At 64.3% G+C, this 23,632-nt stretch carries 26 protein-coding genes; 25 read left to right on the top strand and 1 reads right to left on the bottom strand.

Translation table 11 applies throughout. The annotated features are described in order from the left end of the window. Nucleotides 1-82 precede the first annotated feature (82 nt). The gene (locus I6F35_RS06465; RefSeq protein ID WP_225116817.1) at nucleotides 83-1,081 is read right to left on the bottom strand and encodes an amidoligase family protein; all 999 of its coding nucleotides are present in this window, start codon (nucleotides 1,079-1,081) and stop codon (nucleotides 83-85) included. Between the two features lie 223 nt (nucleotides 1,082-1,304). On the opposite strand from I6F35_RS06465, the gene I6F35_RS06460 reads away from it, so the two are divergent. The 25 genes from I6F35_RS06460 to I6F35_RS06340 all read left to right on the top strand — a co-directional run bounded on the left by I6F35_RS06460 (nucleotide 1,305) and on the right by I6F35_RS06340 (nucleotide 23,624). After that, nucleotides 1,305-1,985: a hypothetical protein gene (locus I6F35_RS06460; protein ID WP_225116816.1), complete on the top strand. Its 681-nt coding sequence runs from the start codon at nucleotides 1,305-1,307 to the stop codon at nucleotides 1,983-1,985. After that, nucleotides 1,897-3,861, top strand: a complete 1,965-nt coding sequence (locus I6F35_RS06455) for a terminase gpA endonuclease subunit (protein WP_225116815.1) — start codon at nucleotides 1,897-1,899, stop codon at nucleotides 3,859-3,861. The genes I6F35_RS06460 and I6F35_RS06455 overlap by 89 nt, the downstream gene beginning before the upstream one ends. 12 nt (nucleotides 3,862-3,873) lie before the next feature. After that, a complete protein-coding gene (locus I6F35_RS06450; protein WP_225116814.1) occupies nucleotides 3,874-4,110 on the top strand; it encodes a hypothetical protein in 237 nt (78 codons plus the stop codon). A gap of 2 nt (nucleotides 4,111-4,112) precedes the next feature. Continuing rightward, entirely contained in the window at nucleotides 4,113-5,690 is a 1,578-nt protein-coding gene (locus tag I6F35_RS06445; RefSeq protein WP_225116813.1) for a phage portal protein, read from the top strand. A gap of 3 nt (nucleotides 5,691-5,693) precedes the next feature. Continuing rightward, on the top strand, nucleotides 5,694-6,722 hold the full coding sequence (locus I6F35_RS06440; protein WP_225116812.1) for a head maturation protease, ClpP-related: 1,029 nt from the start codon (nucleotides 5,694-5,696) through the stop codon (nucleotides 6,720-6,722). Nucleotides 6,723-6,755: 33 nt separating this feature from the next. Beyond that, nucleotides 6,756-7,136 (top strand): head decoration protein, encoded by a 381-nt coding sequence (locus tag I6F35_RS06435; protein WP_225116811.1) that lies wholly within the window; start codon nucleotides 6,756-6,758, stop codon nucleotides 7,134-7,136. 53 nt (nucleotides 7,137-7,189) lie between these two features. Beyond that, nucleotides 7,190-8,209, top strand: coding sequence for a major capsid protein (locus I6F35_RS06430; RefSeq protein ID WP_225116810.1), 1,020 nt, complete (start codon nucleotides 7,190-7,192; stop codon nucleotides 8,207-8,209). A 52-nt stretch (nucleotides 8,210-8,261) separates the two neighbouring features. Then, nucleotides 8,262-8,615: a hypothetical protein gene (locus I6F35_RS06425; RefSeq protein ID WP_225116809.1), complete on the top strand. Its 354-nt coding sequence runs from the start codon at nucleotides 8,262-8,264 to the stop codon at nucleotides 8,613-8,615. Beyond that, nucleotides 8,612-9,172, top strand: coding sequence for a hypothetical protein (locus I6F35_RS06420; RefSeq protein ID WP_225116808.1), 561 nt, complete (start codon nucleotides 8,612-8,614; stop codon nucleotides 9,170-9,172). Before I6F35_RS06425 ends, I6F35_RS06420 begins: the two co-directional genes overlap by 4 nt. A 61-nt stretch (nucleotides 9,173-9,233) precedes the next feature. After that, the gene (locus I6F35_RS06415) at nucleotides 9,234-10,793 is read left to right on the top strand and encodes a phage tail sheath subtilisin-like domain-containing protein (RefSeq protein ID WP_225116807.1); all 1,560 of its coding nucleotides are present in this window, start codon (nucleotides 9,234-9,236) and stop codon (nucleotides 10,791-10,793) included. A gap of 55 nt (nucleotides 10,794-10,848) precedes the next feature. Continuing rightward, on the top strand, nucleotides 10,849-11,529 hold the full coding sequence (locus I6F35_RS06410) for a hypothetical protein (RefSeq protein WP_225116806.1): 681 nt from the start codon (nucleotides 10,849-10,851) through the stop codon (nucleotides 11,527-11,529). A 1-nt stretch (nucleotide 11,530) separates the two neighbouring features. Beyond that, nucleotides 11,531-12,256: a hypothetical protein gene (locus I6F35_RS06405; protein ID WP_225116805.1), complete on the top strand. Its 726-nt coding sequence runs from the start codon at nucleotides 11,531-11,533 to the stop codon at nucleotides 12,254-12,256. Further along, nucleotides 12,253-13,221, top strand: a complete 969-nt coding sequence (locus I6F35_RS06400) for a hypothetical protein (RefSeq protein ID WP_225116804.1) — start codon at nucleotides 12,253-12,255, stop codon at nucleotides 13,219-13,221. Before I6F35_RS06405 ends, I6F35_RS06400 begins: the two co-directional genes overlap by 4 nt. Further along, nucleotides 13,218-13,874 (top strand): hypothetical protein, encoded by a 657-nt coding sequence (locus I6F35_RS06395; RefSeq protein WP_225116803.1) that lies wholly within the window; start codon nucleotides 13,218-13,220, stop codon nucleotides 13,872-13,874. Before I6F35_RS06400 ends, I6F35_RS06395 begins: the two co-directional genes overlap by 4 nt. Beyond that, nucleotides 13,871-14,512, top strand: coding sequence for an FkbM family methyltransferase (locus I6F35_RS06390; protein WP_225116802.1), 642 nt, complete (start codon nucleotides 13,871-13,873; stop codon nucleotides 14,510-14,512). Before I6F35_RS06395 ends, I6F35_RS06390 begins: the two co-directional genes overlap by 4 nt. Before the next feature lie 45 nt (nucleotides 14,513-14,557). After that, the gene (locus tag I6F35_RS06385) at nucleotides 14,558-14,923 is read left to right on the top strand and encodes a phage tail tube protein (RefSeq protein WP_225116801.1); all 366 of its coding nucleotides are present in this window, start codon (nucleotides 14,558-14,560) and stop codon (nucleotides 14,921-14,923) included. An 11-nt stretch (nucleotides 14,924-14,934) separates the two neighbouring features. After that, nucleotides 14,935-15,333: a phage tail assembly protein gene (locus tag I6F35_RS06380; RefSeq protein ID WP_225116800.1), complete on the top strand. Its 399-nt coding sequence runs from the start codon at nucleotides 14,935-14,937 to the stop codon at nucleotides 15,331-15,333. 146 nt (nucleotides 15,334-15,479) lie between these two features. Further along, nucleotides 15,480-17,918: a hypothetical protein gene (locus I6F35_RS06375; protein ID WP_225116799.1), complete on the top strand. Its 2,439-nt coding sequence runs from the start codon at nucleotides 15,480-15,482 to the stop codon at nucleotides 17,916-17,918. Then, nucleotides 17,918-18,484, top strand: coding sequence for a DNA circularization N-terminal domain-containing protein (locus I6F35_RS06370; protein WP_225116798.1), 567 nt, complete (start codon nucleotides 17,918-17,920; stop codon nucleotides 18,482-18,484). The genes I6F35_RS06375 and I6F35_RS06370 overlap by 1 nt, the downstream gene beginning before the upstream one ends. Then, entirely contained in the window at nucleotides 18,481-19,149 is a 669-nt protein-coding gene (locus tag I6F35_RS06365; protein ID WP_225116797.1) for a hypothetical protein, read from the top strand. The genes I6F35_RS06370 and I6F35_RS06365 overlap by 4 nt, the downstream gene beginning before the upstream one ends. Nucleotide 19,150: 1 nt before the next feature. Further along, a complete protein-coding gene (locus I6F35_RS06360; RefSeq protein ID WP_225116796.1) occupies nucleotides 19,151-20,410 on the top strand; it encodes a phage baseplate assembly protein in 1,260 nt (419 codons plus the stop codon). A gap of 20 nt (nucleotides 20,411-20,430) precedes the next feature. Then, nucleotides 20,431-21,270, top strand: a complete 840-nt coding sequence (locus I6F35_RS06355; protein ID WP_225116795.1) for a phage baseplate assembly protein — start codon at nucleotides 20,431-20,433, stop codon at nucleotides 21,268-21,270. Nucleotides 21,271-21,274: 4 nt separating this feature from the next. Beyond that, the gene (locus I6F35_RS06350; protein ID WP_225116794.1) at nucleotides 21,275-21,778 is read left to right on the top strand and encodes a phage GP46 family protein; all 504 of its coding nucleotides are present in this window, start codon (nucleotides 21,275-21,277) and stop codon (nucleotides 21,776-21,778) included. 3 nt (nucleotides 21,779-21,781) lie between these two features. Next, entirely contained in the window at nucleotides 21,782-22,855 is a 1,074-nt protein-coding gene (locus I6F35_RS06345) for a baseplate J/gp47 family protein (protein ID WP_225116793.1), read from the top strand. Then, on the top strand, nucleotides 22,848-23,624 hold the full coding sequence (locus I6F35_RS06340; RefSeq protein ID WP_225116792.1) for a putative phage tail protein: 777 nt from the start codon (nucleotides 22,848-22,850) through the stop codon (nucleotides 23,622-23,624). Before I6F35_RS06345 ends, I6F35_RS06340 begins: the two co-directional genes overlap by 8 nt. Nucleotides 23,625-23,632 lie beyond the last annotated feature (8 nt).

The following is a 23,632-nucleotide window of genomic DNA, read 5'->3' as shown; positions in this document are numbered from 1 at the left end:
GCTCCTGTTGACTGTTGGTTGTGAAGAACCGGTTGGCCGCTTCGTTGTGCGGCCCGCGATGGGCCGCACCGTCGAAACGTCGTTAGGCGAGACGCTGCGCGCGCGAGCGCAGGAAGGCGGCTTCCTCTGGCGAGGCATCGATCACCTCGAACAGCCCCTCCAGCGTCGACGGCACGGTGCGGCCGGGGTCAGTCTGCGCGACGAGGAAAAACCGCTCTTTGCCGCGCTCTTTGACGACGCGAACCTGCAAGCCCGCGATGGCCACCTGCCGCTTGACCGAGAGCGCACGAAAACCGTTCGCCGCACGGATTTCTTCCGCGGTCGCACCTTCGGGTTTGCTGATCGCATCCGCGACCGCCCGCGCCTTCGCATCGAGCCGAGAAAAATCCCGCGCAATCGCCGGACCCGCACCGGTCTTGCCGGCCTTCGCGGCGGCGACCAGCTTGAGGCAAACGACGATCCAGTTGACTGCCTTCTCGCCGTCAACCGTTCCGGCATGCTGGCGGAATTCGACGGTGCGGTGCTTCTTGAACGCCGCAAGATTGAGTTTGTGATAGCGGCCCGGAATGGTGCCGATGACTTCCTGCACGCTGCGCGCCCGGTCGACATTCGGCGCATAGCGAACGATCGACGCGCAATAGCGGTTGGCATTGCCGCGACGCGACGCCGGCATGATGCCGTCCAGCGCCTCCTCAAACTTGCCGTAGAGCTTCAGCAGGTTTTTGAAAAACTCCGGATTGTCGGCCTGATCGCGCGCGCCCACATGAACGTGGAAGCCGCATGTGGTGTTGACGGTCGCACCGATGGAAGTAAGCGCTGCGCAAATCTTGCGAACCTGTTCAAGGCCGTCCGCGCCCTTCAAGACCGGCGAGACGAATTCGAGACCAGCGCCGCCGCCCGAAACCGAAGCGTCGGAGACGACCTTCCACGTGGTGACGGGACGGCCGCCGAGCACGGCGGAAACGACGGTAAGGCCGGAATGCGCGGCAACCGCCGACGCAGCGCTGGCGCGGTTGCGATCGGACGGAAGGATGACTTCGAATTCCGCGCCGAACGTGAGGGAGGAAATAGAGGGGTGCACTTCGCTTGCTCCGAAAATGCCCGGTGAAGTTCCCGGTTCCGGCGACCGCCGCCGAACCACTTGAAAACACTAGACAATTTGCCGGTGCAGTGAAGCCAAACTTATCATTTCGGGGAGGAAATTCTTTCAATTTTGGATCATCCCGACAAAAATCTTTCAATCGGAGGCTGTGGAGGCTGAAATGGCAGAAAACGAGGCTGGGACGGTGTCGACCGCGCTGGCGATGTCGCTGCTGTTGATGGAGCACCCGGACGAACTCAAAAAACTGCAGCGCGAGGGCTTCATCAAACCGATCGGCAAAGACAGTTGGCGACTGGCCGACCTCATCCGAGGTTTTGCCAAATGGTCGCGCGACAACGTCATGCTCACCGACAGCGCGACGCTAGCCAGGTGCTGGGGTGTCACCACGCCGCGCATCTCGCAGTTCGTGGCGCAGGGCTGGCTCAAGACCACCGGCCGGAAAGCGCAGTACAACTGGTTCGACGCCTGTCAGGGCTATGTGCGCTGGCTGCGCGATGAGGACCGCCGCTCGCAGAAGTCGGCGGCCGACAGCCGGATGCGCGATGCCAAAGCGCGCGAGATCGAGGTGCGCACCAACCAGCGGCTCGGTCGATTGGTCCCGCTCGAAGTCTATGAGGAGATGATCGACAGCCTCGCTGGCGAGGTGCGAAGCGAATTCGCGGGGTTGGCTGCGGCCTGCACTCGTGATCTGACCTTGCGCAGGATCATCGAGCGAGAGGTCAATGCTCGACTTCGTCGGATCGCAGAGCACGCAATGGCACAGGCCATACGGCTGGAGACGGTTCGCGGCGCTGATGATGCCGTCAGAGCCGATGGAGCCGGACCTGTGGGCGGCGGCGAACCGGACCTATCCGGCAACGGCAGCGGTGCCGGGGCCGCGTGATCCGCTCCTCACACCCTATGTGATCGAGCCCGAGCGCGTCATCGCCAGCGGCGTCTCCAAGCGCGTCATCATGGTGTTCGGCGCGCAGACCGGCAAGAGCGAGGCGATGCTCGACGTCGCCGGCCAGCGGCTCGATCAGCGGCCCGGCCCCATCCTGTACGTCGGACCCAACAAGCAATTCCTCACCGAGCAGTTCGAGCCGCGCGTCATGGCGCTGCTGGATGAAGCGCCGACCTTGATGGCCAAGGTGGCGCGCGGCAAGCGCATGACCAAGACCCGAAAGGTGGTGGCGGGCGTGCCGTTCCGCCTCGCGCATTCGGGATCGTCAACCGCGCTGAAGTCAGATCCGGCGGTCCTGGCACTGGTCGATGAATACGACGAGATGCGCGACAACGTGAACAATCAGGGCGGCCCGCTCGGTCTGGTCGAGCGCCGCGGCGACACCTTCGCCGACTTCGTTTGCGTTGTGACGTCGACGCCCAAGCGCGGCAGGGTCGCGGCGGCAAAGGATGAAGTCAGCGGCCTGCACTTCTGGGAGGTCGCCGTGCCCGAGGACATCGAGAGCCCGATCTGGCAGCTCTGGCAGCAGGGCACGCGGCATCACTGGTGTTGGCCATGTCCACACTGCGCCGCCTATTTCGTGCCGCGCTTCAACCTCTTGCGCTATCCGCTGAAGGCGGGACCGCTGGAAGCTGCGCGCGAGACCTTCCTCGAATGCCCGCACTGTGCCGGCGTGATCGAGGACCACCACAAGGCCGACATGAATGCGCGCGGCCGATATGTCGCGCCGGGCCAAAGCGTCGACAAGGGCGGCAACATTCACGGCGCTCCGCACGAGTCAAAGTCGATCTCGTACTGGGTCAGCGGTCTGGCCTCTCCGTTCGTCACCTTCGGCGAACGGGTCGCGGTGCTGGTCGAGGCGCAGCAGAGCGGCGATGACGCCATGGTGCAGCAGGCGATCAACGCCGGGTTCGGCGAACTGTACTCGCCGGGCGGCGGCGAGGTGCCGGAATGGATGGAGATCAAGGAGAAGTCGCGCGCGGCCAGCTACCAGCGCGGCACCGTGCCAGACGACGTGCTGTATCTGACATTGACCTGCGACGTGCAGAAGCATTCGATCCCGTGGGTGATCCGCGGCTGGGGCGCACGCGCCACCTCATGGCTGGTCAACTACGGCTATCTCCGGGGCGACACCACCGAGGAGGACATCTGGAATGCGCTGGGCGATCTGGTCGCAACGCCGATCGACGGCGTGCCGATCAAGCTCGCCTTCGTCGACAGCGGCTTTCGTCCAGGCAAGACCGACACCCTGCCGCTCAACCGGGTCTATGAGTTCTGCCGCCGCTTCATGCGCCGGGTGCGGCCGACCAAGGGGTCGAGCGCACCGATGCGCACGCCGCTGATTTTTTCCAAGATCGAGGTCAGCCGCAAGGATGGCCGCGCCGCCAAGTACGGACTCGATCTGGTGAGATTGGACACCGATCACTGGAAAAGCTGGGTGCACGAACGGCTGCGCTGGCCCGAGGCCCACATCGGCGGCTGGCATGTGTTCAAGGGCGTGGACGACGATTACTGCCACCAGCTCGTCAGCGAGGCGCGGCTCAAGCAGCCGACCGGCAAGGTCGAGTGGGTGCAGCGCAGTCGGGACAACCACTTCTTCGACTGCGAGGCGATGCAGGCGGCGGCCGGCTATCTGCTGAACGTGCAGCGCATACCATTGCAAAAGGTTCACACTGGGACTACGAATGGCGTCGGCAGGCAGCCGGAAACCCCATCCGAGGTAGTTAGCGCGACCTTCGCGCCCCCAGACGCACCGCCACCACCGCGTGGGCGAAGGGTGAGACGCATCATCAGGTCGAATTATCTCGGAGCCTGACGGCTCCCGGCAATGCCTCGCGGCAAGTCTACGCCTGAAGAGATCATCGCGCAGATCGCGGCGCTGAAGTCGGTCATCATTTCCGGCGTCAACAGCGCCGGCTATGGCGACAAGCGCACCGAATTCCGCTCGCTCACCGAGCTGCGCCAGATCCTCAACGACCTCGAAGAAGAACTCGCCGAGCTGCAGGGCCAGGGCGGTCGCGTGCGTCAGATCAGGATGACCACGCAAGCCGACAAGGGGCTGTAGCGATGGGCGCGCTGCGCGACATGCTGTCGGAGGGCGCGCTCGGCAAGTTCATCTCGCGCACCGGCAAAGCCGCCCGCAATGATTTCGATGGCGGGCGCAACCGGCGGCGGCTCAAGAGCTGGCAGCCGACGCAGAACACCACCAACGCCATCATGGCCTCGCAAGGCCCGCTGCTCCGCGCGCGTTGCCGCGATGCGCTGCGCAACAACGCTCATGCCAACGCCGCCTGCGAGAGCTTCACCGCGAACCTGATCGGCACCGGCATCAAGCCCTCCTCGCTGCTCACCGACCAGCCCGACCTGCGCGCCGCCATGATGCAGCTCTGGCTGGACTGGACGGACCAGTGCGACGCCGATGGCATCGCCGACTTCTACGGCCTGCAGACCATCGTTGCGCGCGCGCTGTTCGAGGCCGGCGAGTGCTTCATCCGCTTCCGGCCCCGCAACGTCTCGGACGGCTTTCTGGTGCCGCTGCAGGTGCAGTTGCTCGAAAGCGAGATGTGCCCCTACTGGCTCAACCAGTTCGCCGCCAACGGCAACTACATCATGAACGGCATCGAGCTGGACTACCGGGGCCGCCGTACCGCCTATTACTTCTTTCCCACCCATCCCGGCGATGCCGCCGTCGAGCCCGTGCCGCAGTTGGAGCCGGTGCGGGTGCCGGCAAGCGAGGTGCTGCACATCTTCAAATGCACCCGGCCTGGTCAGATGCGCGGGGTGCCACTGGTCACGCCGGCTCTGATCCGGATGTTCTTCCTCGACCAGTACGACGACGCCGAGTTGGAGCGGAAGCGCATCGCCGCGATGTTCGCCGGCTTCATCACCACCGCGACACCCGAGGACGTCGTCCCGATCGACGGCATCGACAGCTCCGCGCCACAGGAGAACATCGCGCTGTCCGGGCTGGAGCCGGGCACCATGCAGACGCTGCTGCCGGGCGAGGACATCAAGTTCTCCGAACCGGCGGACGTCGGCGGCGCTTACGAGGCATATCAGTATCGCCAGCAGCTCGCGCTGTTCGGCGCACTCGGCATCCCCTACTCGGTCTGCACCTCAGATCTGCGCCGCGCCAACTATTCCTCGCTGCGCGGCTCCATCGTCGAGTACCGGCGCAAGCTGGAGCAATTCCAGCACAACGTCATCGTCTTTCAGATGTGCACGCCGATCTGGCGGCGCTGGATGGATACCGCGGTGCTGGCCCAGGCACTGCCGATCAACGAGACCGACTACCTGCTCAATCAGCCGACCTATCAGCGCGCGAAGTGGATACCGCAGCGCAATGACTGGGTCGATCCGCTCAAGGACCGTCAGGCCGAAAAACTCGCAGTCGATGCGGGCTTCAAGAGCCGCAGCGACGTGATCGAAGCTGAAGGCTCAGACCCGGAAGAAAACGATCAGCGCATCGCAGCCGACCATGCGCGCGAGGAACGATTGAACCTCGTCTTTGCGGTCCACACCGCTGCCGCCAACCAGCCGCTGACGCCGGAGGAGCAGGCCGCCAAAGACGCCGCCGATCAGGAAGCCGCCGATCAGGCGGCGCAAGACGCTGCGGATCGAGCCGCGGCCGAGGATGGAGGCTAGATCATGCGCCAGTGGTTCACGATGAAGGCCGAGGACACGAACGCAGAGATCGTCATCTACGACGAGATCGGCAAATCATTCTGGGGCGAAGAGACGGTTGCGGCCAAGCAATTCCTCGATGACCTCGCCGCGCTGGGCGATATCGACAGCATCACGCTGCGCATCAACTCGCCGGGCGGCGACGTGTTCGACGGCGTGGCAATCCACAACGCGATCAAGAACCACAAGGCCAAGGTCACCGCGCATGTGGACGGTATTGCCGCATCGATCGCGTCGTATATCGCGATGGCGGCCGACAAGATCGTCATGCCGTCGAACGCCTTCATGCTGATCCACAACGCCAGCGGCTTTGTGATGGGCGATGCCGACGACATGCGCACGATCGCCGCCGACCTCGATCGCATCGACAAGTCGATCGCCGCGACCTACGTCGCGCGCACCGGCAGCAGCGCCGCCAAGGTCAAGGCGCTGATGAAAGAGGACCGCCTGATGGACGCGGCCGAAGCCAAGGAGCTGGGCTTCGCCGACGAAGTCACCAAGCCGGTGAAGATGGCCGCCAACTTTTCGTTGCGCTTGATGCCGAAGGCCGCGGCAGAGCGCTTCCGTGCCGAGACAGGTGACGTGCAGGGCGACCCGCCTCCTCCTGCCACAGAGCCTGAGAAGCCGGTGGTGCCGCCGGCAGCGCCACCGGCTTCGCCCGTTGAAGAAGAACCGGCGACCGCGCCCGCCGTCACCGAGCCAGCGCCCGCCGCCAAGGTGGTGGATCTCAACGCCGCCAAGCAGCAGGGCATCGACGAGCACAAGGCGTATGTCGCCAGCGTCACCGATCTGTGCGTGCTCGCCGGCATGCCCGAGCGCGTCGGCTACTTCGTGCGCGCGGCCAAGCCGGTCGACGACGTGCGCAAGGACCTGCTCACGCTGCGCGCGGCCAGGACCGACGTGCTGCCGCACCATCCCCTGATCGACAAGACGGTCGCACCCGCGACGCTGTGGGGAAAGATCACCGACAAGCTCAATGCCCGCGTGAAGTGAACCGCCCCACAAGGGCATGGAAAGGAGAACGATATGTCCCCGCAGTTTCCCATTCAGAACGAAGGCACGCATACGGCGGAGTTCATTCTGTCGGAAGCGAACGGTCATCGCTCGCGCGGCAATGCGTTCCTTGCCGATCCCTCTGCCGTCAAGGTCGGCCAGCCGCTGAAGAAGACCGCAGAGGCGACCACCGACAAGCCCGCGACCTACGTCGTTGCCACGGTCGGCGCGGACTGCCACGCGCTGGCGATCTACGGCGGGGTGTCGTCATCCGGAAATGACCTGCGCATCGCGGTGCTGGAGCGTGATGCCGAGGTCAACGGCCGGCTGATCTTCTGGGGTTCGATGTCCACCGCCGAGCAGGTCATCGGCGCAACCACGCTTGCGAGCAAGGGCATCATCGTTCGCCTGTGAGAGGCGGCGGCAACCGCTGACCGAGAGGCAGCATTTAGGAGAGGATCACGAAAATGCTCGATATCTTTCGCGGCGATGCCTTCGGTGTGGTGCCGCTGACGCTCGCCATCAACAACCTGAAATTTGTGCCCGGCTACGTCTCAAGCCGCGGGCTGTTCTCGACCAGCAGCATCGCAACCACGGCCTTCTCGATCGAGGAGAAGAACAACACGCTGACGCTGGTTCGTCCCACCCCGCGCGGTGGCCCCGGCCAGACGCAAGACCGTGGCCGGCGCTCGATGCGGATGCTGAGCGTGCCGCATTTCGAGATCAACGACGCCGTCATGGCCGAGGAGGTGCAGGGCGTGCGCCCGTTCGGCCAGGAGGACGGCACCGAGCAGGTGATGACCAAGGTCGCGGAACGGATGGCGCAGGCCGGTCAGAGCCTCGAATACACGCAGGAATATTCACGCGTCGGCGCGATCAAGGGCGTCATCACCTATGCCGACGGCACCAAGCTCGATCTGTTCAACGAGTATAACCTGCCGGTGCCGCCAAACATCGACATGAACCTCGACTTCGCCGGCACCCCGGACGGCTCGCTGCGGCTGAAGTGCGCCGGCATCGTCCGCACCATGGGCGCGAACCTCGATGGCATCAGCTTCACGGGCGTCGAGGCATTGTGCGGCGATGCGTTCTTCGATGCGTTCATCAAGCATCCCGAGGTGCGGCAAACCTACCTGAACTATCAGGCGGCAGCCGAGCTGCGTCAGGGCTACGTCGATGCGGGCGGGCTGGTGTGGGCGTCATTCCCGTTCGGCGGCATCCTCTGGACCAACTATCGCGGCAACGTCGGCACCACGCCGATGATCGAGACCAACATGGCGTACCTCTATCCGATTGGTGTGCCGGACCTGTTCTCTACCGTGTTCGCCCCGGCCGACTACATCGAGACCGTCAACACCATGGGCAAGCCGCGTTACGTCAAGCAGTACCCGATGCCGAACGACAAGGGCATCAACCTCGATGTTCAGATGAACGCGCTCAACTTCTGCACCAAGCCGTTGGCCTTGCAGCGCGCGATCCTCACGTAGCTCCCCGACTGGATGCGGCGTCCGCCTGCGCCGCATCATTTTGAGGTCCGGCATGATCGACTTCGACGCGCTGGTTCTCAAGCCAGCATCGGTGATCTTCGAGATCAAGGTTCTCGTCACCCCACTGGCAACGCAACCGGGCGTGGCCGCCTATGACGCGACCGGCGTCTACAACAAGCGCGACCTCGACGTCGAGATGCAGGACGGCACGATCTTTTCCGACCATGAGGTATCGCTCGGCATCCGGCTGCGGGACTTCACGATCCCGCCGGACCAGGGCGATCTGATCGAGATCATCGACATCCGCCATCCCGCCTTCGGCGAGAAATACTGGGTCGGCGACAGCGACGAGGATGGCCAGGGCGGCGCGACGCTGCTGCTTCGCACCAAGGAGCCGCCGACGTGAGCCATTACGCCAGCACCGTGCAACTCAAGGCGATGGAGCTGGCGCAGGCGGGGTTCGGCGCACGCTTCAAGACCTACCGCCTGACGCCGATGCTGCAGGTGCAGCCGGGCGATCTGCCGATCCTTGGCGTCTACATCCTGCGGGAGCAGCGGGCGCAGGACGGTCACGCCAACCACGCCGAGCCGCACTTCAAGCACACCCTGACGCTGGGCTTCTCCGGCGGCGTCCATGTCGAGACCGACAAGCAGGAGCAGATCCCGCCGCTGGAAGAATGGATGAGCGAACTGGACGACATCCTGCTCTCCGATCCGGATTTCGTCAGCCTGACCGAGGGCGTCGCCGCGATGGACCGAGTCGGTCAGTTCGCCAAGGTCGGCGAAACCACGCTCTACGAGATCAGGGTCGAGATGGTGCTGGAGTTCTCCAGCCGCTTCCCGCCGAAGGTCGTGGACGATTTCAACACGGTGGTCGTCACCACGCAATTCCCCGACGAGGAGCATGCCGAGGGCGGCACGCCGCAGATCACGCGCGTGTACGAGCTGGACCAGAACAGTTGAGGCGGGACCACGCGGACCCGATGGGCCGCATCACCTCTGACCGAAGAAGGAGACCGCGCCGATGCCCGTGTCATTCAATTCCATTCCCCAAAACTGGCGGATGCCGCTCTATTGGGTCGAAGTGGACCCAAGCATGGCCGGTTATCCGCGGTCGCGGCTGACCTCGCTCTTGATCGGCACCATGCTGCCGAGCGGCAGCGCCCTCCCCGACGTGCCGATCCCGGTGCCGTCGCAGGCCGACGCGCGGCAACTGTTCGGCTTCGGCTCGATGCTCGATGGCATGGTCGAGTTCTTCACCAAGAACAACTTTGCGCAGGAGCTATGGGTGGTGCCGATCGTGGAAGCGGCGGCGGGTGTCGCGGCCAACGGCACCATCACCGTCGACGCGCCCGCGGTCTCCGCAGGCACGCTGCCGGTTTACATCGCGGGCCGCCGGGTCCAGGTCTTCGTCGCCGCGGGTGAGGACGTTGGCGTCACGGGCGGCAAGATCGCGGCGGCCATCAACGCCGATCCGTCGATGCCGGTGATCGCGACGACCGCCAGCAGTGACAGCCCTCTCATCACCCTGACCTGCAAGTGGAAGGGCGTCGAGGGCAACGACATCGACGTGCGCATGGCCTATGGCGGCCTGCTCGCGGCAGAGCAGGTGCCGGTCGGTCTCGGCATCACGCTCAGCGGCAACAAGCTGACCGGCGGCACCGGGACGTCCGATATCACGCAGGCGCTGACAAACCTTGGCGATGAAATCTACGAGTACGTCGCCACCGGCTTCATCGACAGCACCTCGCTGGCGCTCTTGGAGAGCGAATACGGCTTCGGGGACGAAGGCAGGTGGGGCTGGTTGCGTCAGCTCTATGGGCACGTCTTCGCGGCCAAGACCGGCGCTGTCGTGACGGGCGACCAGAAGGGCTACAGGGACCTGATCCAGTACGGGCCCAGCAACAACTCCGGCGTGGTCTCGATCATGGGTGTCGAGCATCACTCGCCGACGCCGCCATGGTGCTGGGCATCGGCCTACGCCGCCAAGGCAGCCCGCGCGCTCTTGAACGACCCTGCGCGCCCGTTGCAGACGCTGACGCTGGAGGGTTGCCTGCCCGCGCCCAAGCACCAGCGCTTCACCAAGAAGGAGTGCAACGACCTGTCGGGAGTTGGCATCGCCACGCAAGGCATCAACGGCGATGGCATCCCGGCGATCCTGCGGGAGAGCACCACCTATCAGAAGAACCTTTATGGTCAGGGCGACGACGCCTACGAGCTGGTGCCGACGCTCGCGACACTGGCGGCGCTATTCCGCTCGCAGCGTCACGCCATCACCTCCAAGTATCCACGCCACAAGCTGGCCGACGACGGCACCCGCTTCGGTGCAGGTCAGGCGATCGTCACGCCCAAGATCATCAAGGCCGAACTGATCGCGCAGTATCGCTTCGATGAGTTCTTGGGCCGGGTCGAGAACGCCGTGGCGTTCAAGAAGAACCTGATCGTGGAGCGCGATCCCACCGATCCGAACCGGGTCAACGTGCTCTATCCGCCGGATCTCATCAACCAGCTGCGCATCTTCGCCGTGCTGGCGCAATTCCGGCTTCAGTACAACCGCGGCGTCGACACCGAGATCGCGGCCTAATGCAGCGTGGCGCGCGCCTTGGCGGGAGGCGCGCCAGTGAAAGGCGGGACAAGCAATGGACGTATACGGCAAGGTCAACAAGCCGTTCTGGGACGACAGGCCCGTCGCGGTGGTGGGCGGTGGCCCATCACTGCGAGGCTTCGACTTTGAGCAGCTGCGCGGCGCGCATGTGCTCGCGGTCAAGGGCTCGATCTTCGACATTCCATGGGCGGATGCAGGCTTCGGCCTCGACATGCCGCGCTACAAGGAATGGCGTGACAAGCTCGCCAATGTGCAGAGCCGGGTCTACTGGGCGGTGCCCGAGGATCAGCTCAACAAGACCGGCCCGCCGCCGTCCAAGAACGTCACCTTCCTGAAGCGGCTGGACGGCGAGAACCTGTCGGACGACCCCGGCGAAATCTATGGCGGCGGCACGTCGGGCTTCGGCGCGATCCAGATCTGCATCCACAAGCGGGCCAAGCAGATCGTGCTGTTCGGCTTCGACTATGATGGTGCGTTCGACGTCGCCAACATGGGCGGCAGTTTCCGCTTCAACGATCGGCACTATCTGAAGCGGCGCACCCAGAACGCCGCGAACTGGGAAGCGTGGGCGACGCACTTCAACGTTTATGTGCCCTATTTCACTCAGCACGGCATCCACGTGGTCAACGCCTGCCCGGCATCGGCGATCCGCTGCTTCCAGAAAGTGACGCTGGAGGATGGAGTGGCGATGCTGCGCGCGAAAGTCGGAGCGTGACATGCTCGGCGGCGGCACCCTCTCGATCTGGGTTGGCTTCGATCCGCGGCCAGCGGAGACGCAGGGCTTTGCCGTCGCGCGCCAGTCGATCAGACGGCGGCTCACCATGCCAATCCCCATCCGGGGGCTGAGCCTTGCCGCACTGAGGCAGGCGAAACTGTACGACCGCCCCACCGAGCGGCGTGACGGGCGGCTGTGGGACGTGATCTCAGGGGCCCCGATGTCCACTGAGTTCGCCATCAGCCGCTTTCTCGTCCCCTCGATCGCGCGGCATGGCTGGGCGCTGTTCGTCGATGCCGACGTCATGGCGCGCGTCAATCTGGCGGCGCTGTTCGCCGCCGCCGATCCGAAGAAGGCGTGCATGGTGGTCAAGCACGACTATGCGCCGGCCGGCGACATCAAGATGGACGGCCAGGTGCAGACCGCCTACGCCAGAAAAAACTGGTCGAGCGTGGTGCTGTGGAATTGCGATCACCCGGGCACCAGGCATCTCACCCCTGCCCTCGTCAACAGCATGCGCGGCCTGTGGCTGCATCAGTTCTCATGGCTCGACGATGCCGACATCGGCGAGCTGGCACCGTGCTGGAACCATCTGGTCGGCGACCGGCCACCCGATCCGTGGGCCAAGCTGGTTCACTTCACCAATGGCACGCCAAACATGGCCGGCTTCGAGCATTGCGAGTTCGCGGATGAATGGCGGGCCGAGCTGGAGTTTTGGGCGCAATGAAATTGCTGGTGGTGGGTCCGGACATCAGAGACCGTCGCAAGGTGAAGAATTTCACCGGGGTGCAGGCGTTCTATCTGGCGCGCGAGTTGCGGAAGCGCGGCGTCGAGCTGCACTTCATCGAGGCCAAGCACCCGGACCCGTTGCGCTACTTTGCCGAGGTCGATGGCAGAGGCTGCGACCACGTGCTGGCGCTGGGCCTGCGCTACTTCACCCATCAGCCGCCGGGCTGCGCGACGGCCCTGTCCCTCAAGGTACAGGGCGCGGTGACGCAGCTGCATGACGGCCTCGTGCATGAGTATCTGGCCGACCACATGGTCGGCGTCGACTGCACCTTCACCTTCCGCGACGACAGCACCCGGACCAAAGAATGGGGTCGCTACGCCAAGAGCAATCATTACATCGGCTGGGCCGCGGACCCGGAGCTATTGTACCCGGAGCAGTCGGAGCGCACGCTGCGCATCCTGATCGATCATCCCTACTACAAGGGCGGCACGCCGGATCACACCGTGGAGGTGACGCGCGACGTGCTGGATTTTGCCCACACCGGCAAATGGCGCGAACGCTGGCAGAGCATCCGGGTGCATCGGCTGGTCAATGGTGGCGTCGAAAATGTTGATCTCAACAGCCCGCCGTCATTCGCGCCGTTCGATCGCAAACACATCCCGTTCGAGGAGATCGCGCCACGCTATCGCAAGACCAACGTGTACATGGTCACCCACAAGGAAAGCGTCGGCTTGACCTGTCTGGAATTGGCCTATTGCGGCGCGCAGGTCGTAGCACCGAAGGGCCTGATTTATCAGGACCGGCTCGATACCATTCGGCATGTGCAGTACGAGGGCTGCCGCGCGCCATGGTCCTTGATCCTCGAAAGTATCGATCCGGTCGCCTCCGCTACATTTGCGCGTGAGCAAACGTGGGACAAGGTCGCGGACCGCATGCTTCGTTGGTTAGGGGACTACCGATGACAGACCTGATCATCGCCTGCGTCCGCACCGGCACCCGCTATGGCATGGAGTACGTCACCAGACTCCGCAACATGGTCGCGCGCCATCTGCCCCGGCCCTACACCATGGTCTGCCTGACCGATCAGCCCGAACGCTGCTCGGGTGTCGCCTTTGTGGACATCGCCGTCCTGCAGCTGCCGGGCTGGTGGGGCAAGATGGCGCTGTTCGAGCCAGCGTGGCGCGACCGGACCAAGGTCATCTATCTCGACCTTGACACCGTCATCATCGGCGACCTCTCACCGCTCACTGAGGTGGCCGGCGAGTTCGCGATCTGCGAGAACTTCACCCGCCTGATCACCAACCCCGCCTATCCCTGCAAGTACAATTCAAGCGTCATGGTGATCGGCGGCGGCATGGGCAACTTCATCTGGAACGGCTTCGACAAGCGGCGGGATCTCTTGATGATGACCCACGCCCGCCACGGCGATCAGGCGTGCATCGAGGAGCTGTATCCGTCCGCGCCCTTCCTGCAGCGGCTGCTGCCGCCGCACTTCTTCTGCAACTACCGTAACCTCACCATGCACCCGCCGAAGCAGGCCGCCGTGATCAACTTCGGCGGCAACAACAAGCCGGATAATTGTCCGATCCCATGGGTCAAGGAGGCGTGGGCATGATCGTCGAGGTCGACGGGACCGAGATAGTGATCATCGACACCGACGATCGGATGGTCTTCCACATGGCCTACGGTCGCGGCTACGAGACGGAGACCCTGACCGCATGGGCCAGGATGGTGCAGCCGGGCAAGGTCGCGCTCGACGTCGGCGCATACACCGGTCTGTTCTCCATCATTGCGGCCAAGCGCGGCGCGACGGCAATCGCGTTGGAGCCGATGCCCGCCAATCGCTGGCGGCTCGAATGCAACGCTGCCGCCAACAAGGTCGCGGTCATGCTGCTCGATGTCGCCGCGTCCGATGACAACGGCGTCGGCACCTTGCATTTCAATCCGAACGTGCCGCTCACAACCGGTGCCTCGCTGGAAAACGGCAACGCCCAGCATCGCGACAGCATCGTCGTTCGGCGCGTTACGATTGATGCGCTCGCATTAAATAATTTGTGTGCGATCAAAATCGATGTCGAGCGCCATGAGCCTTGCGTGCTGCGCGGCGCGATGCAAACAATCGAGCGCGATCGACCGTCGCTGCTGATCGAGACGTTGGACGACAACATGCGCAATGAGGCAATGCGACTGCTGCCGTCCTATGAAATCGCCGCGATCCTCGACGGTCGCAACACGCTGTTTATTCCGAAGTGAAGTGAGGCGGAACTACATGGGAGGCGGGCTTCGAAAGAGGCCACCATGCCGCAAGGACCGATTGCAGGTACTGCGTTTCTGAAAGTCGACGGCGGGATGATCCCGCTTAAGGGCAACCTCACCGTATCGTCCTCGCCGGTCGAGCGCACCGGCATCGCTGGCCAGGACTACGTCCACGGTTATCAGGAATTGCCGCGCGTCCCCTACATCGAGGGCGACGTGTCGACGCTGCCTGAAATCTCGCTGGAGACGCTGGAGGGCATCATCGACGCCACGGTCACGGCCGAGCTGATCAATGGCTCGGTCTATGTGCTGCGTAATGCGTGGACCAAGGGACCGCTCGAAATCAACACCCACGACGGCCAATTCCGCATCCGGTTCGAAGGGGTGCAGTGCGACGAAGTCCAGTAGGAGCGCGCACGATGCCCGAGGCGGCACTCAGGGCCAAAGAGGCCAACGGACAGGCGGCTGAAGCTGCGGCGGCAGCGGCGGCGTCTGCGCCTGCGAAAGCAGAGCGCGTGAAGGAAGTGGTGATCGACCTCACCACGGCGGTGATGGCGAACGGCGAGATGATCAAGCAGTTGAGATTTCGTCGGCCGACCGGCGGCGACATCATGAGCATGGGCGAAGGCTATCCCATCAACATCGACTGGAGCACCGGGCAGGTGCGGCCCAATCCGGCGGTGATGGGAATGATGATGTCAACGCTGGCGCAGGTGCCGCCATCCACGATCAAGGCTCTAGACGCGGAGGACTGGTCCACCTGTGCCCATGCGCTGATGGGTTTTTTCCCGCCGGGCGCGCAGGCGATGCAATACTGAATTGCTATCGCCTCGCCAAATTCTACTCGCGCAATCCGGCTGAGTTCTTGGCGCTGCCGCTGGACGAAGTCCATCAGCACATCGAGTGGACCGACAAGTTGCTGGAGACCGCGGAGAAGACGCGGCCTCAACGATGAGACGGTAGCATGGTTGATGACGTCCTACGGATGCGGGCTACCATCGTCAGCGATCAGGCGCTGGCGCAGATCCGCACGATCGGGCGCGAGTTGGGGCTGGTGCCGCAGAAGGCTGCGCCCGGCATCAGGACACTCACCACCGAGTTCACCCGGCTCAGTCAATCAGTCCAGAAAGTTGGCAATGAATTAAAGGGTGCCTTCCCTGCGCTTGGCGGCATCGGGTTCGGCGCGGCGAGTGCCGGGCTCGCACTCGGCGGGCTGATGCGCTCGCTGACCAATATTTCCGGCCGACTGGTCGAGCTGCGCTACGCCAGCAAAGAACTCGGCATGAGCGAGCGCGACATTCGCGCGTGGTCGCTCGCGGCCGAGAAGGCCGGCATTTCCAGCGAAAGCATGGTGCAAGGACTGGAGAGCTTCAAGAAAACCACCGACGGCTTGCGGTACAACATCGGCGGCGTGCGCAGCGAGCTGTACCAGATGGGTGCCGGCCCCGTCGTGCAGCGGATGATGGCGGCGACCACGCAGGCCGAAAAACTCAAGATCGCGTTCGACTTCAAAGACGTGCTGATGAAGTCCGATCCCACCGGCTTCAAGGCGCGCAAATGGTTCGATGACATCGGACTCGGGGCCGATAAGGCACGACTGTCGCTGGATGAATTCGTCAAGGCTCAGGCCAAGGTCCGCGTGCCCACCGCCGCCGAGATCCAGCAGACCATCAAATTCAACGACGCATGGATCGACTTGAAGGACACGATGGTGCAGCTCGGCGAGCGCGCCGGCATCAAGCTGTTTCCGTTCCTGTCGCAGGAGCTTGAGAAGTTCGGGCGCGATCTGGCCAACCTTGAGAAGGAAATCCAGGGCTACATCGAGACTTGGAACAACTGGACCAAGGTCATTCAGAATGCTTGGAAGTGGGCGACCGGCCAAGGCGGGCAACCGTCATCGCAGTCGTACCTGCCGCCATCACAGCAGCGCATGCCGCGCACGCCAGCGGAAAGTCTGGCGATGGGAATGTCGCCGGTCTCATTCGGCCAGGGCGGTGGCCTGTCCGACGCTTCGCGGATGGTCAAGGAAGGCGTGTTCGCGGCGCTAGTCGAGTTTCAAAGCTATGTCACGACGGGACAGGCAGCAGGCGGCGGCGGCTTCACGCCAGCAGCGTTCGGGGGCAGCGCAGGTGCAGCAACAGGCGACGGCGTTGGTGGTCGCGCTGGCGGCTGGGGCGGCGGCGGTTACACCAACCTCACGCCCGGCACGGGCGGCGGCACCGCGGGCGGCGCGCCAGCACCAGCCGGTGGCGGCATTGTCGGTGACGGCGTCGCAGGTCAGCCGGGCGGGCCCAAGCAGAACTTGACACCCGGTTCGGGCGGCGCTGCCGGCGGCAAACAAGCGGCGCTGCCGCCTCCCGGTGCCGCACTGCCAACCGCACCGCAGGGCCCCAGCAGCGACCGGCCGGTCGGGCAGCGACCTGTGAACTACTTCCAGCGACGCGGTGATCAACCGCTCGAAGCCAGCCAGCTGGCGACGGTAGACACGCCCTACGGCAAGGTGCCGGCGCACCCGGAGGCAGCGCAAGACTTCGGGAAGTTCGCGTCCGCGATGAAAGAGGCTGGCGCACCGATCCAGAGTTTCGGCGGCTACTCCAAGCGCATGAAGCGGGCGTGGCTCGGCGGCAAGGGCTGGTCCTCGCACGCCTATGGCGCGGCGTGGGACATCGACAACAAGGCGACGCTGTCGCCGCAGATGAAGCAATGGATCAAGGACAACCCTGAAAAATTCCAGGCAGCACTGGCGGCGGGCAACATGCGCCAGCCATTGCCGGACACCGACGCGCCCCACATCGAATGGACCGGCCCGAGCGGCGAGAAAAATCCGGTGGCCGCATCGAAGAACGCCGGACCGAGCGCAGCCGGCGGCAGCGCAGCCGATCGCAAGGTCGTCAAGGGCTCTTGGTTCGGCGGCGGTGCAGCAGGTTGGCCCGGTGATCTATCCGAGCCGGCGTCGCGACCGACAGCGGGCGGCTTCAAGAACACCATGCCCGGCATCGCGCTCCCCAAATCCTACGGCAAGCCTACCGGGCAGTTGTACGAGGTGACCGGGCCTGACGGGAAAACGATGGTGCTGCCGCACATCGACACCGGACCTCATCCCCGCACCGGGCGCGGCATCGACATTACCGCGGCCGGTGCGGCGGCGATGGGCTACTCGCCGAAGACATTTCCGACTGACAGGCAGTTTTCCTATCGCCGTGTCGATCAGGCGGTCGACACCGCTGCGACCGGCGGCACCAAGGTCGATGGTTCGGTCGCGGTCAACATCACCTCGAACGGCACGGCGGCGCGCGCGAGCGCGAGCACCAATGGCGACCTGTTCCAGAAAAGCACGGTCACGCAGCACAAGCAGATGCAGCCGACCGACAAGCCCGAAACCGCGAGCATTGAGGCCGACTGATGGTCGCGATCAGGGACATCCACAATCCATGGCGTGATCGGTTCCAGCGCGCGAAGTTTCGCAACGCGATCTTCTATGTCGAGACCGAGGCGCGCGGCGGCGGCCGACGCGTGGCCCTGCATCAATATCCGAAGCGCAACACGCCCTATGCCGAGGACATGGGCCGCAGCGCCAACGGCTTCGCCGTCCAGGGCTTCCTGATCGGGCCGAACTATCTGCGCGACAAGGACTCGCTGATCGAGGCGCTGGAGAAGGATGGTCCCGGCTGGCTGCGGCTGCCGCTCCCGTATCAGATGGCCGATGTCGAGGTGATGGTGCAGCAGTACAGCATCACCGAAGCGCGGGAGCGCGGCGGCTTCTGCACGGTCGAGATGACATTCGTGGAGTACGGCGACCCGGTCAATCGCTCCACCATCTCGACACCGGGCGAAATTCAGAAGTCCGCGAATGCAGTTGAGAGTTCGGTGATCGGACCTCCTGCACTCGACACCGCACAGCAGATCCGGCCCTACGCGCGGGCGTATGCCGGTGCCAACACCTCCAACAGCGTACCGAACCTGCCATGACCGGCGACGAAGCAGACGAAGTTCTTGGAATTGTCCAGCGCATCGGCCCGGTGGTGCTGTCGGCGGCGGTCGATCCGCGCGGCGATGTCGGCACCGCGTTGCGGCGCGCAGTTGGCATGATGGTGGCTGACGCCAACATGGTCAACCTGGGCACCTTCGGCTACGCGCTCGCGGTGTGCCTCGATCTGGCGCGGTACAGCTACGCCACCGTGGTGACGATGGATCGCGTGCGCAAGGCGGCGCTCGCCGAGACCCCGTTCAGCCTGCCGGCCGTGCTGACGGTCAACGCCATCGTGCGCCTGACCCTGGCATGCGAAGCGCGCATCATCGCGTTCACGAACTTCCGCTCGCGTGACGAGGTCGACGCCGTCGCCACCGCCATGAACGATGCGTTCAACCAGACCGCGGAAGCCGCCGCCGACGATCTCGACGCCGGCACCTATATGGCGATCATCCGCCTGCACGGCGACGTCGTGAAGCATCTGGCTGATCGCGGCCGGCAGCTCCCGCGCGTGATCAGCTACCACCATCAGGCGGTTTTCCCGGCGTTGCGGCTGGCACAATCGGCCTATGGCAACCCGGCGCGCTATCGCGAGCTGATCAACGAGAACCACGTCGTCCATCCGGCTTTCATGCCCCGCGAGGGGCAGATGTTGGCGGTGTGACATGGCCGATGTGATCGAACCGCCGCCCGTCGAAGTCGAAGCCCCGCCGCAAACGCAGGTGCCAGGGTCCTCGCCGCAAGCCGACCGGCCGATCAGCGCACCGGAGGAACGCCCGGGAGCACAGCAGCTCAAGCCGGTGCGTCGGCCTGATGGCAAGGAGATCATCACGCTCGAAGTGCGCGGCGCGCTGTTCTCCAACTGGACCACGGTACGGGTCGAGCAGCGCGTCACCGAACCCTTCCCGACATTCCAGTTCGAATGCACCGAGGACACGCCGATCGCGACCAACTACGACGCCACGCAGTTCAAGCCCGGCGATATCGTCCGGGTGTTCGTCGGCGGCGTGCCGGCGGTGTTTGGCTACATCGTGGAGCGCCACGTCGGTTATGACGGCAAGAACCACGGCGTGCGGCTGGTTGGCTGCGGCGACACCGTCGATCTGACCAACTCGTCGGTGCCTATCGAGAAGCTGGGCGGGCATGACGGCAAGAGCTGGACTCAGCTCGCGAAAGATTTGTCGGAGCATCTCGGCATCCAGATCCACGGCAAGGGCGCGGTCGATAACACGCCGTTCGAGAACATCCAGATCCAGCCCGGCGAGACGATCATGCAGAGCATCGAGCGTTACGCCAAGATGCGCAACATCATCATCGGCTCGGTGGCGACCGGCGGACTGCTGGCGATTGGCGAGCATGAGGCGGTGAATGCGGGCGAATTGGTCGAGGGCGAGAACATCCTGCGCGCCAACGCGGTGGTGCGCGACAACATGGTGTATCGGCGGCTCTATGTGATCGGCCAGGACAAGGGCAGCGATAACGCCTACGGCGACAGCCAGAACAAGCAGATCGCATTCCTGCCGGGGTCATCGCCCCGTAACCGCTATCTGGTGGTGCCCGCCGACATCGCCGACACGATGCACGGCATCCAGCGCCGCGTGAAGATGGAGAGCGTGTTCACCGAGGGCAGCTTCATCGAGGCGCAGATCACGGTGCAGGGCTGGTTCAAGGACAGCAACCAGAGCGACGACCTCTGGAAGGCCGGCGAATATTACACGGTCTATTCGCCGATGCTGATCATGAACGGGATGCTGCTCGGCTGCGCGGGCTGCGTCTACGAACAGAGCGACGGCGGCTCCACCACCACGATGCAGATGGTCAATCCGGTCCACATGAACGGGCTCTACAACGTGCGACAGGAAGCCATGGCGTTTCAGGCGGCGCAGCGCGCGATCGACGCGGCGAAAAGGGAGGCGATGCGATGAACCGCAACAGTCTGATGGAGATGTCGGGCCGCATCATGCACATGGCGGTGCGGTTGACGCTCAACAAGGCGAACGACAACCCGATGATGCAGGAGCTTTCGTTCGACGGCATGAACGGCGACGGCCGCAAGATCGTCGAGCGCATTCAGGCGTTCGGCATGTCCTCGATGCCGCTGCCGCGCGATGAAGACAAACAGCAGCAGGGTGGCGGCGGTGCCGGCGGCACGGGCGGTGACGGCGAGCAGCCGAAGGGCCCGGCGGCAGAAGGCATCGCACTGTTTCTGGGCGGTCAGCGCAACCATCCGGTCGTGATCGCAGTCGACGATCGCCGCCACCGCCCGATGGGTCTGAAAGGCGGCGAGAGCGCGCAGTACGACGATCAGGGGCAGATGACGCTGATCAGGCGCAATGGCCTGTTCATGGTCTCGCTTGATGACGACAACGGCGACGGCACGGCCCCCGGCCAGTATTCCAACGACGGCCAGAAAAAAGAACGCATGGTGTCGCTGCGCCATGTCCAAAAGAAAAAGCAGGAGCGCAAGAAAAGCGGTCAGGGAGGCGGCGGCGGCGCGTCTGCCGGCACACGCGAAGGCGGGCAGCAGCAGGCCGCCAATCACGAGGACTACAAACACGAGGGCGAAACGGTCAACACCGAGGTGCGTGCCACCAAGAACAAGATCGAGATCCTCGACGGCGAGACCGTGGTGGCGACCTACGACAAGCAAGCCAAGTCGTGGACGTTCGAGAGCGCGAACAAAATGACGATCAAATGCTCCGGTGGTCCGACCGAAATCTGGGGCAAGCCGATCAAGTTCAACGGCGGCGGGACATCGACGCAGCCGTTCGAAGTGCCGGGGTGAAGCCATGGCCAGCGATATCCGCTTTCTGCAGCAGCTCGATTTCCCAGCCTATGCGGTCGAACTCGACTGGCTGATGACCGATCAGAACCTGATCGCGGACGGCTACGACCTGCAGTCGGCGGTGATCGTCGCGCTCGGCAGCGATGCGCGTGCGCCAGATGATGAGGAGCTGCCTGATCCCGACGCCACCGACAGGCGCGGATGGTGGGGCGATCTTGATGCCCAGGAGCTATGGGGTGGCTGGCCCGTCGGCTGTCTGCTGTGGCTGCTGCAGCGGGCAAAGATCACCGGGCCGCTCGCCAAGCAAGGCTCGACGCTCGGTCGCGCCGAAGGGTGGACACGCGATGCGATGAAGCCGTTCACCACCAACAAGATCGCGTCGCGCATCGACGTGCTTGCCGAGCAGATCGACACCCAGCGCATCGACGTCGACGTCGTGATCTATCGCGGTCCCGAACCGGCAATCGAGCTTCGCTACAACGACCTCTGGGAAGAGTTGGGGAAATAGCCGATGCCGTGGAGCACCCCTACCCTCAAGGACACGCGCCGTCTCACGCGCGACTACGTGCTCAGCCAGCTCGGGGCGAAGGCGATGATCCCGAACTCGGTGCTGCGCATCATGAGCGATGCCATGGCCGGGCTCACCCACCTCACCTTCCTCTATCTCGACTGGCTCGCCAAACAACTGCTGCCCGACACCGCCGAAACCGAATGGCTGGACCGTCATGGCGTCATCTGGCTGGAGAACGCCGATGGCTCCAAGGGCCGCAAGGCGGCGACCTATGCCCATGGCGAGATCCAGTTCACCGGCATCAATGCCACCATCATTCCGGTTGGCTCGCTGCTGACCGGTCCCAACCGCGTGCAATACCAGACCGTCACCGCGGGCGAGATCGGCAGCGGCGGCACGGGCGTTGCCAATGCCACGGCCCTGACGGCGGGCACGGTCGGCAATCTGCCGGACGGCACAGCGATGGGATTGGTCGAGGCCATTCCCGGCGTCGACACGGCTGGCCTGCTCGGCGACATGAGCGGCGGCGTCGACACGGAGACCGACGACCAGCTGCGCGAGCGCATCCTGTTCCGCATCCAGAACCCGCCGATGGGCGGCAGTCAGGCCGATTATGTGCGCTGGGCAACGGCGGTGCCCGGCGTGACGCGGGCATGGGCCGCACCGGAAATGGGCGTGGGCACCATCACGGTGCGCTTCCTGATGGACGACCTGCACGGCGACAATCACGGACTACCGACCGCCGAGGACATCTTGCTGGTGCAGGAACACATCGAACGCAAGCGGCCGGTCACGGTGAAGGACTGCTTCGTGGTGGCTCCGGTCCCGTACTTCTACGCCATCACCATCAACGACCTCACCAATGACGACGCCACGGTGCGCGCCCGCATCGAGACCTCGATCGCCGAGATGGAATTCAAGCGCAGCAAGCCGGGACAGACCATGTACCGCTCGTGGGTCGACGAGGCGATCAGCCAGGCGATCGGCGAGGAAAGCCATGAACTGGTCTTCGACACCGTTGTGATGCCGGAGCCCGGCTACATGCCGTTCTTGGGGACCATCAGCTATGGATAGTCACGTTACCAGAACCGGTGACGACTACGCCGAGGCGATGCAGGCGCTGCTGCCGCTCGGGCAGGCATGGCCGCGCGGCGAGGACAGCGTGCTCATGAAGGTGGTGGGCGGGCTCACCCGCATCTGGGGCGATTTCGAAATCCGCGCCAGCAAATTGCTGGAGGTGGAGAGCGACCCTCGCATCACACTCGAATTGCTGCCGGACTGGGAGCGCAACTGGGGCCTGCCCGATCCCTGCTGGTCGCAGGCCAAGTCGATCGGTGAACGCCAGCGCGAGCTGGTGCTGCGCATGACCATGCTGGGCGCGCAGTCGCGCGAGTTCTTCATCGGTCTCGGCAGCTATCTCGGCTACTCCATCACTATCAGCGAGTATCGGCCATTCATGGTGGGGCTCGACCGCTGCGGCGACAATCGCGTCTATGGTGACGGCTCCAACCCGATGTTTTCGGACACGTTCGTGCGCGGCTATCTGCCGATCGACAATCCGAACGGCGAGCGCGTTCGAAACGGCGAGCTGTCGGAGTGGCCGAACTACGGACCCGGCCCGCCGGAGACCCGCTACTATTGGACGGTGCATGTCCACCAGGGCAGCCTGACATGGTTTCGCTGCGGCAACGGCGGCGGCCAAACCGGCATCGATCCGCATCTGCGCATCGGCATTGCCGACGACCTCGAATGCCTCCTGCAGCGCTGGAAGCCTGCCCACACCCACCTGATTTTCGATTACTCCGGCCTCAAGCCCAGCGATCCGATGGCCGGCACACCGTAGGGGAATGG

The organism is Bradyrhizobium sp. BRP22, from assembly GCF_020194175.1.
GTDB lineage: Bacteria > Pseudomonadota > Alphaproteobacteria > Rhizobiales > Xanthobacteraceae > Bradyrhizobium.
The sequence above is the reverse complement of the archived record's forward strand: the minus strand, read 5'-3'. Positions and strand labels throughout refer to the sequence as shown.

Excerpts from the sequence above, each read along its gene's own strand:
- I6F35_RS06370 (WP_225116798.1), top strand. The coding sequence starts at position 17,918 with ATGGTCGCGATCAGGGACATCCACAATCCATGGCGTGATCGGTTCCAG.
- I6F35_RS06355 (WP_225116795.1), top strand. The coding sequence starts at position 20,431 with ATGTCGGGCCGCATCATGCACATGGCGGTGCGGTTGACGCTCAACAAG.
- I6F35_RS06410 (WP_225116806.1), top strand. The coding sequence starts at position 10,849 with ATGGACGTATACGGCAAGGTCAACAAGCCGTTCTGGGACGACAGGCCC.
- I6F35_RS06365 (WP_225116797.1), top strand. The coding sequence starts at position 18,481 with ATGACCGGCGACGAAGCAGACGAAGTTCTTGGAATTGTCCAGCGCATC.
- I6F35_RS06435 (WP_225116811.1), top strand. The coding sequence starts at position 6,756 with ATGTCCCCGCAGTTTCCCATTCAGAACGAAGGCACGCATACGGCGGAG.
- I6F35_RS06350 (WP_225116794.1), top strand. The coding sequence starts at position 21,275 with ATGGCCAGCGATATCCGCTTTCTGCAGCAGCTCGATTTCCCAGCCTAT.
- I6F35_RS06440 (WP_225116812.1), top strand. The coding sequence starts at position 5,694 with ATGCGCCAGTGGTTCACGATGAAGGCCGAGGACACGAACGCAGAGATC.
- I6F35_RS06425 (WP_225116809.1), top strand. The coding sequence starts at position 8,262 with ATGATCGACTTCGACGCGCTGGTTCTCAAGCCAGCATCGGTGATCTTC.
- I6F35_RS06400 (WP_225116804.1), top strand. The coding sequence starts at position 12,253 with ATGAAATTGCTGGTGGTGGGTCCGGACATCAGAGACCGTCGCAAGGTG.
- I6F35_RS06385 (WP_225116801.1), top strand. The coding sequence starts at position 14,558 with ATGCCGCAAGGACCGATTGCAGGTACTGCGTTTCTGAAAGTCGACGGC.
- I6F35_RS06405 (WP_225116805.1), top strand. The coding sequence starts at position 11,531 with ATGCTCGGCGGCGGCACCCTCTCGATCTGGGTTGGCTTCGATCCGCGG.
- I6F35_RS06450 (WP_225116814.1), top strand. The coding sequence starts at position 3,874 with ATGCCTCGCGGCAAGTCTACGCCTGAAGAGATCATCGCGCAGATCGCG.
- I6F35_RS06380 (WP_225116800.1), top strand. The coding sequence starts at position 14,935 with ATGCCCGAGGCGGCACTCAGGGCCAAAGAGGCCAACGGACAGGCGGCT.
- I6F35_RS06445 (WP_225116813.1), top strand. The coding sequence starts at position 4,113 with ATGGGCGCGCTGCGCGACATGCTGTCGGAGGGCGCGCTCGGCAAGTTC.
- I6F35_RS06360 (WP_225116796.1), top strand. The coding sequence starts at position 19,151 with ATGGCCGATGTGATCGAACCGCCGCCCGTCGAAGTCGAAGCCCCGCCG.
- I6F35_RS06340 (WP_225116792.1), top strand. The coding sequence starts at position 22,848 with ATGGATAGTCACGTTACCAGAACCGGTGACGACTACGCCGAGGCGATG.
- I6F35_RS06390 (WP_225116802.1), top strand. The coding sequence starts at position 13,871 with ATGATCGTCGAGGTCGACGGGACCGAGATAGTGATCATCGACACCGAC.
- I6F35_RS06345 (WP_225116793.1), top strand. The coding sequence starts at position 21,782 with ATGCCGTGGAGCACCCCTACCCTCAAGGACACGCGCCGTCTCACGCGC.
- I6F35_RS06375 (WP_225116799.1), top strand. The coding sequence starts at position 15,480 with ATGGTTGATGACGTCCTACGGATGCGGGCTACCATCGTCAGCGATCAG.
- I6F35_RS06460 (WP_225116816.1), top strand. The coding sequence starts at position 1,305 with ATGTCGCTGCTGTTGATGGAGCACCCGGACGAACTCAAAAAACTGCAG.
- I6F35_RS06415 (WP_225116807.1), top strand. The coding sequence starts at position 9,234 with ATGCCCGTGTCATTCAATTCCATTCCCCAAAACTGGCGGATGCCGCTC.
- I6F35_RS06430 (WP_225116810.1), top strand. The coding sequence starts at position 7,190 with ATGCTCGATATCTTTCGCGGCGATGCCTTCGGTGTGGTGCCGCTGACG.
- I6F35_RS06455 (WP_225116815.1), top strand. The coding sequence starts at position 1,897 with ATGATGCCGTCAGAGCCGATGGAGCCGGACCTGTGGGCGGCGGCGAAC.
- I6F35_RS06395 (WP_225116803.1), top strand. The coding sequence starts at position 13,218 with ATGACAGACCTGATCATCGCCTGCGTCCGCACCGGCACCCGCTATGGC.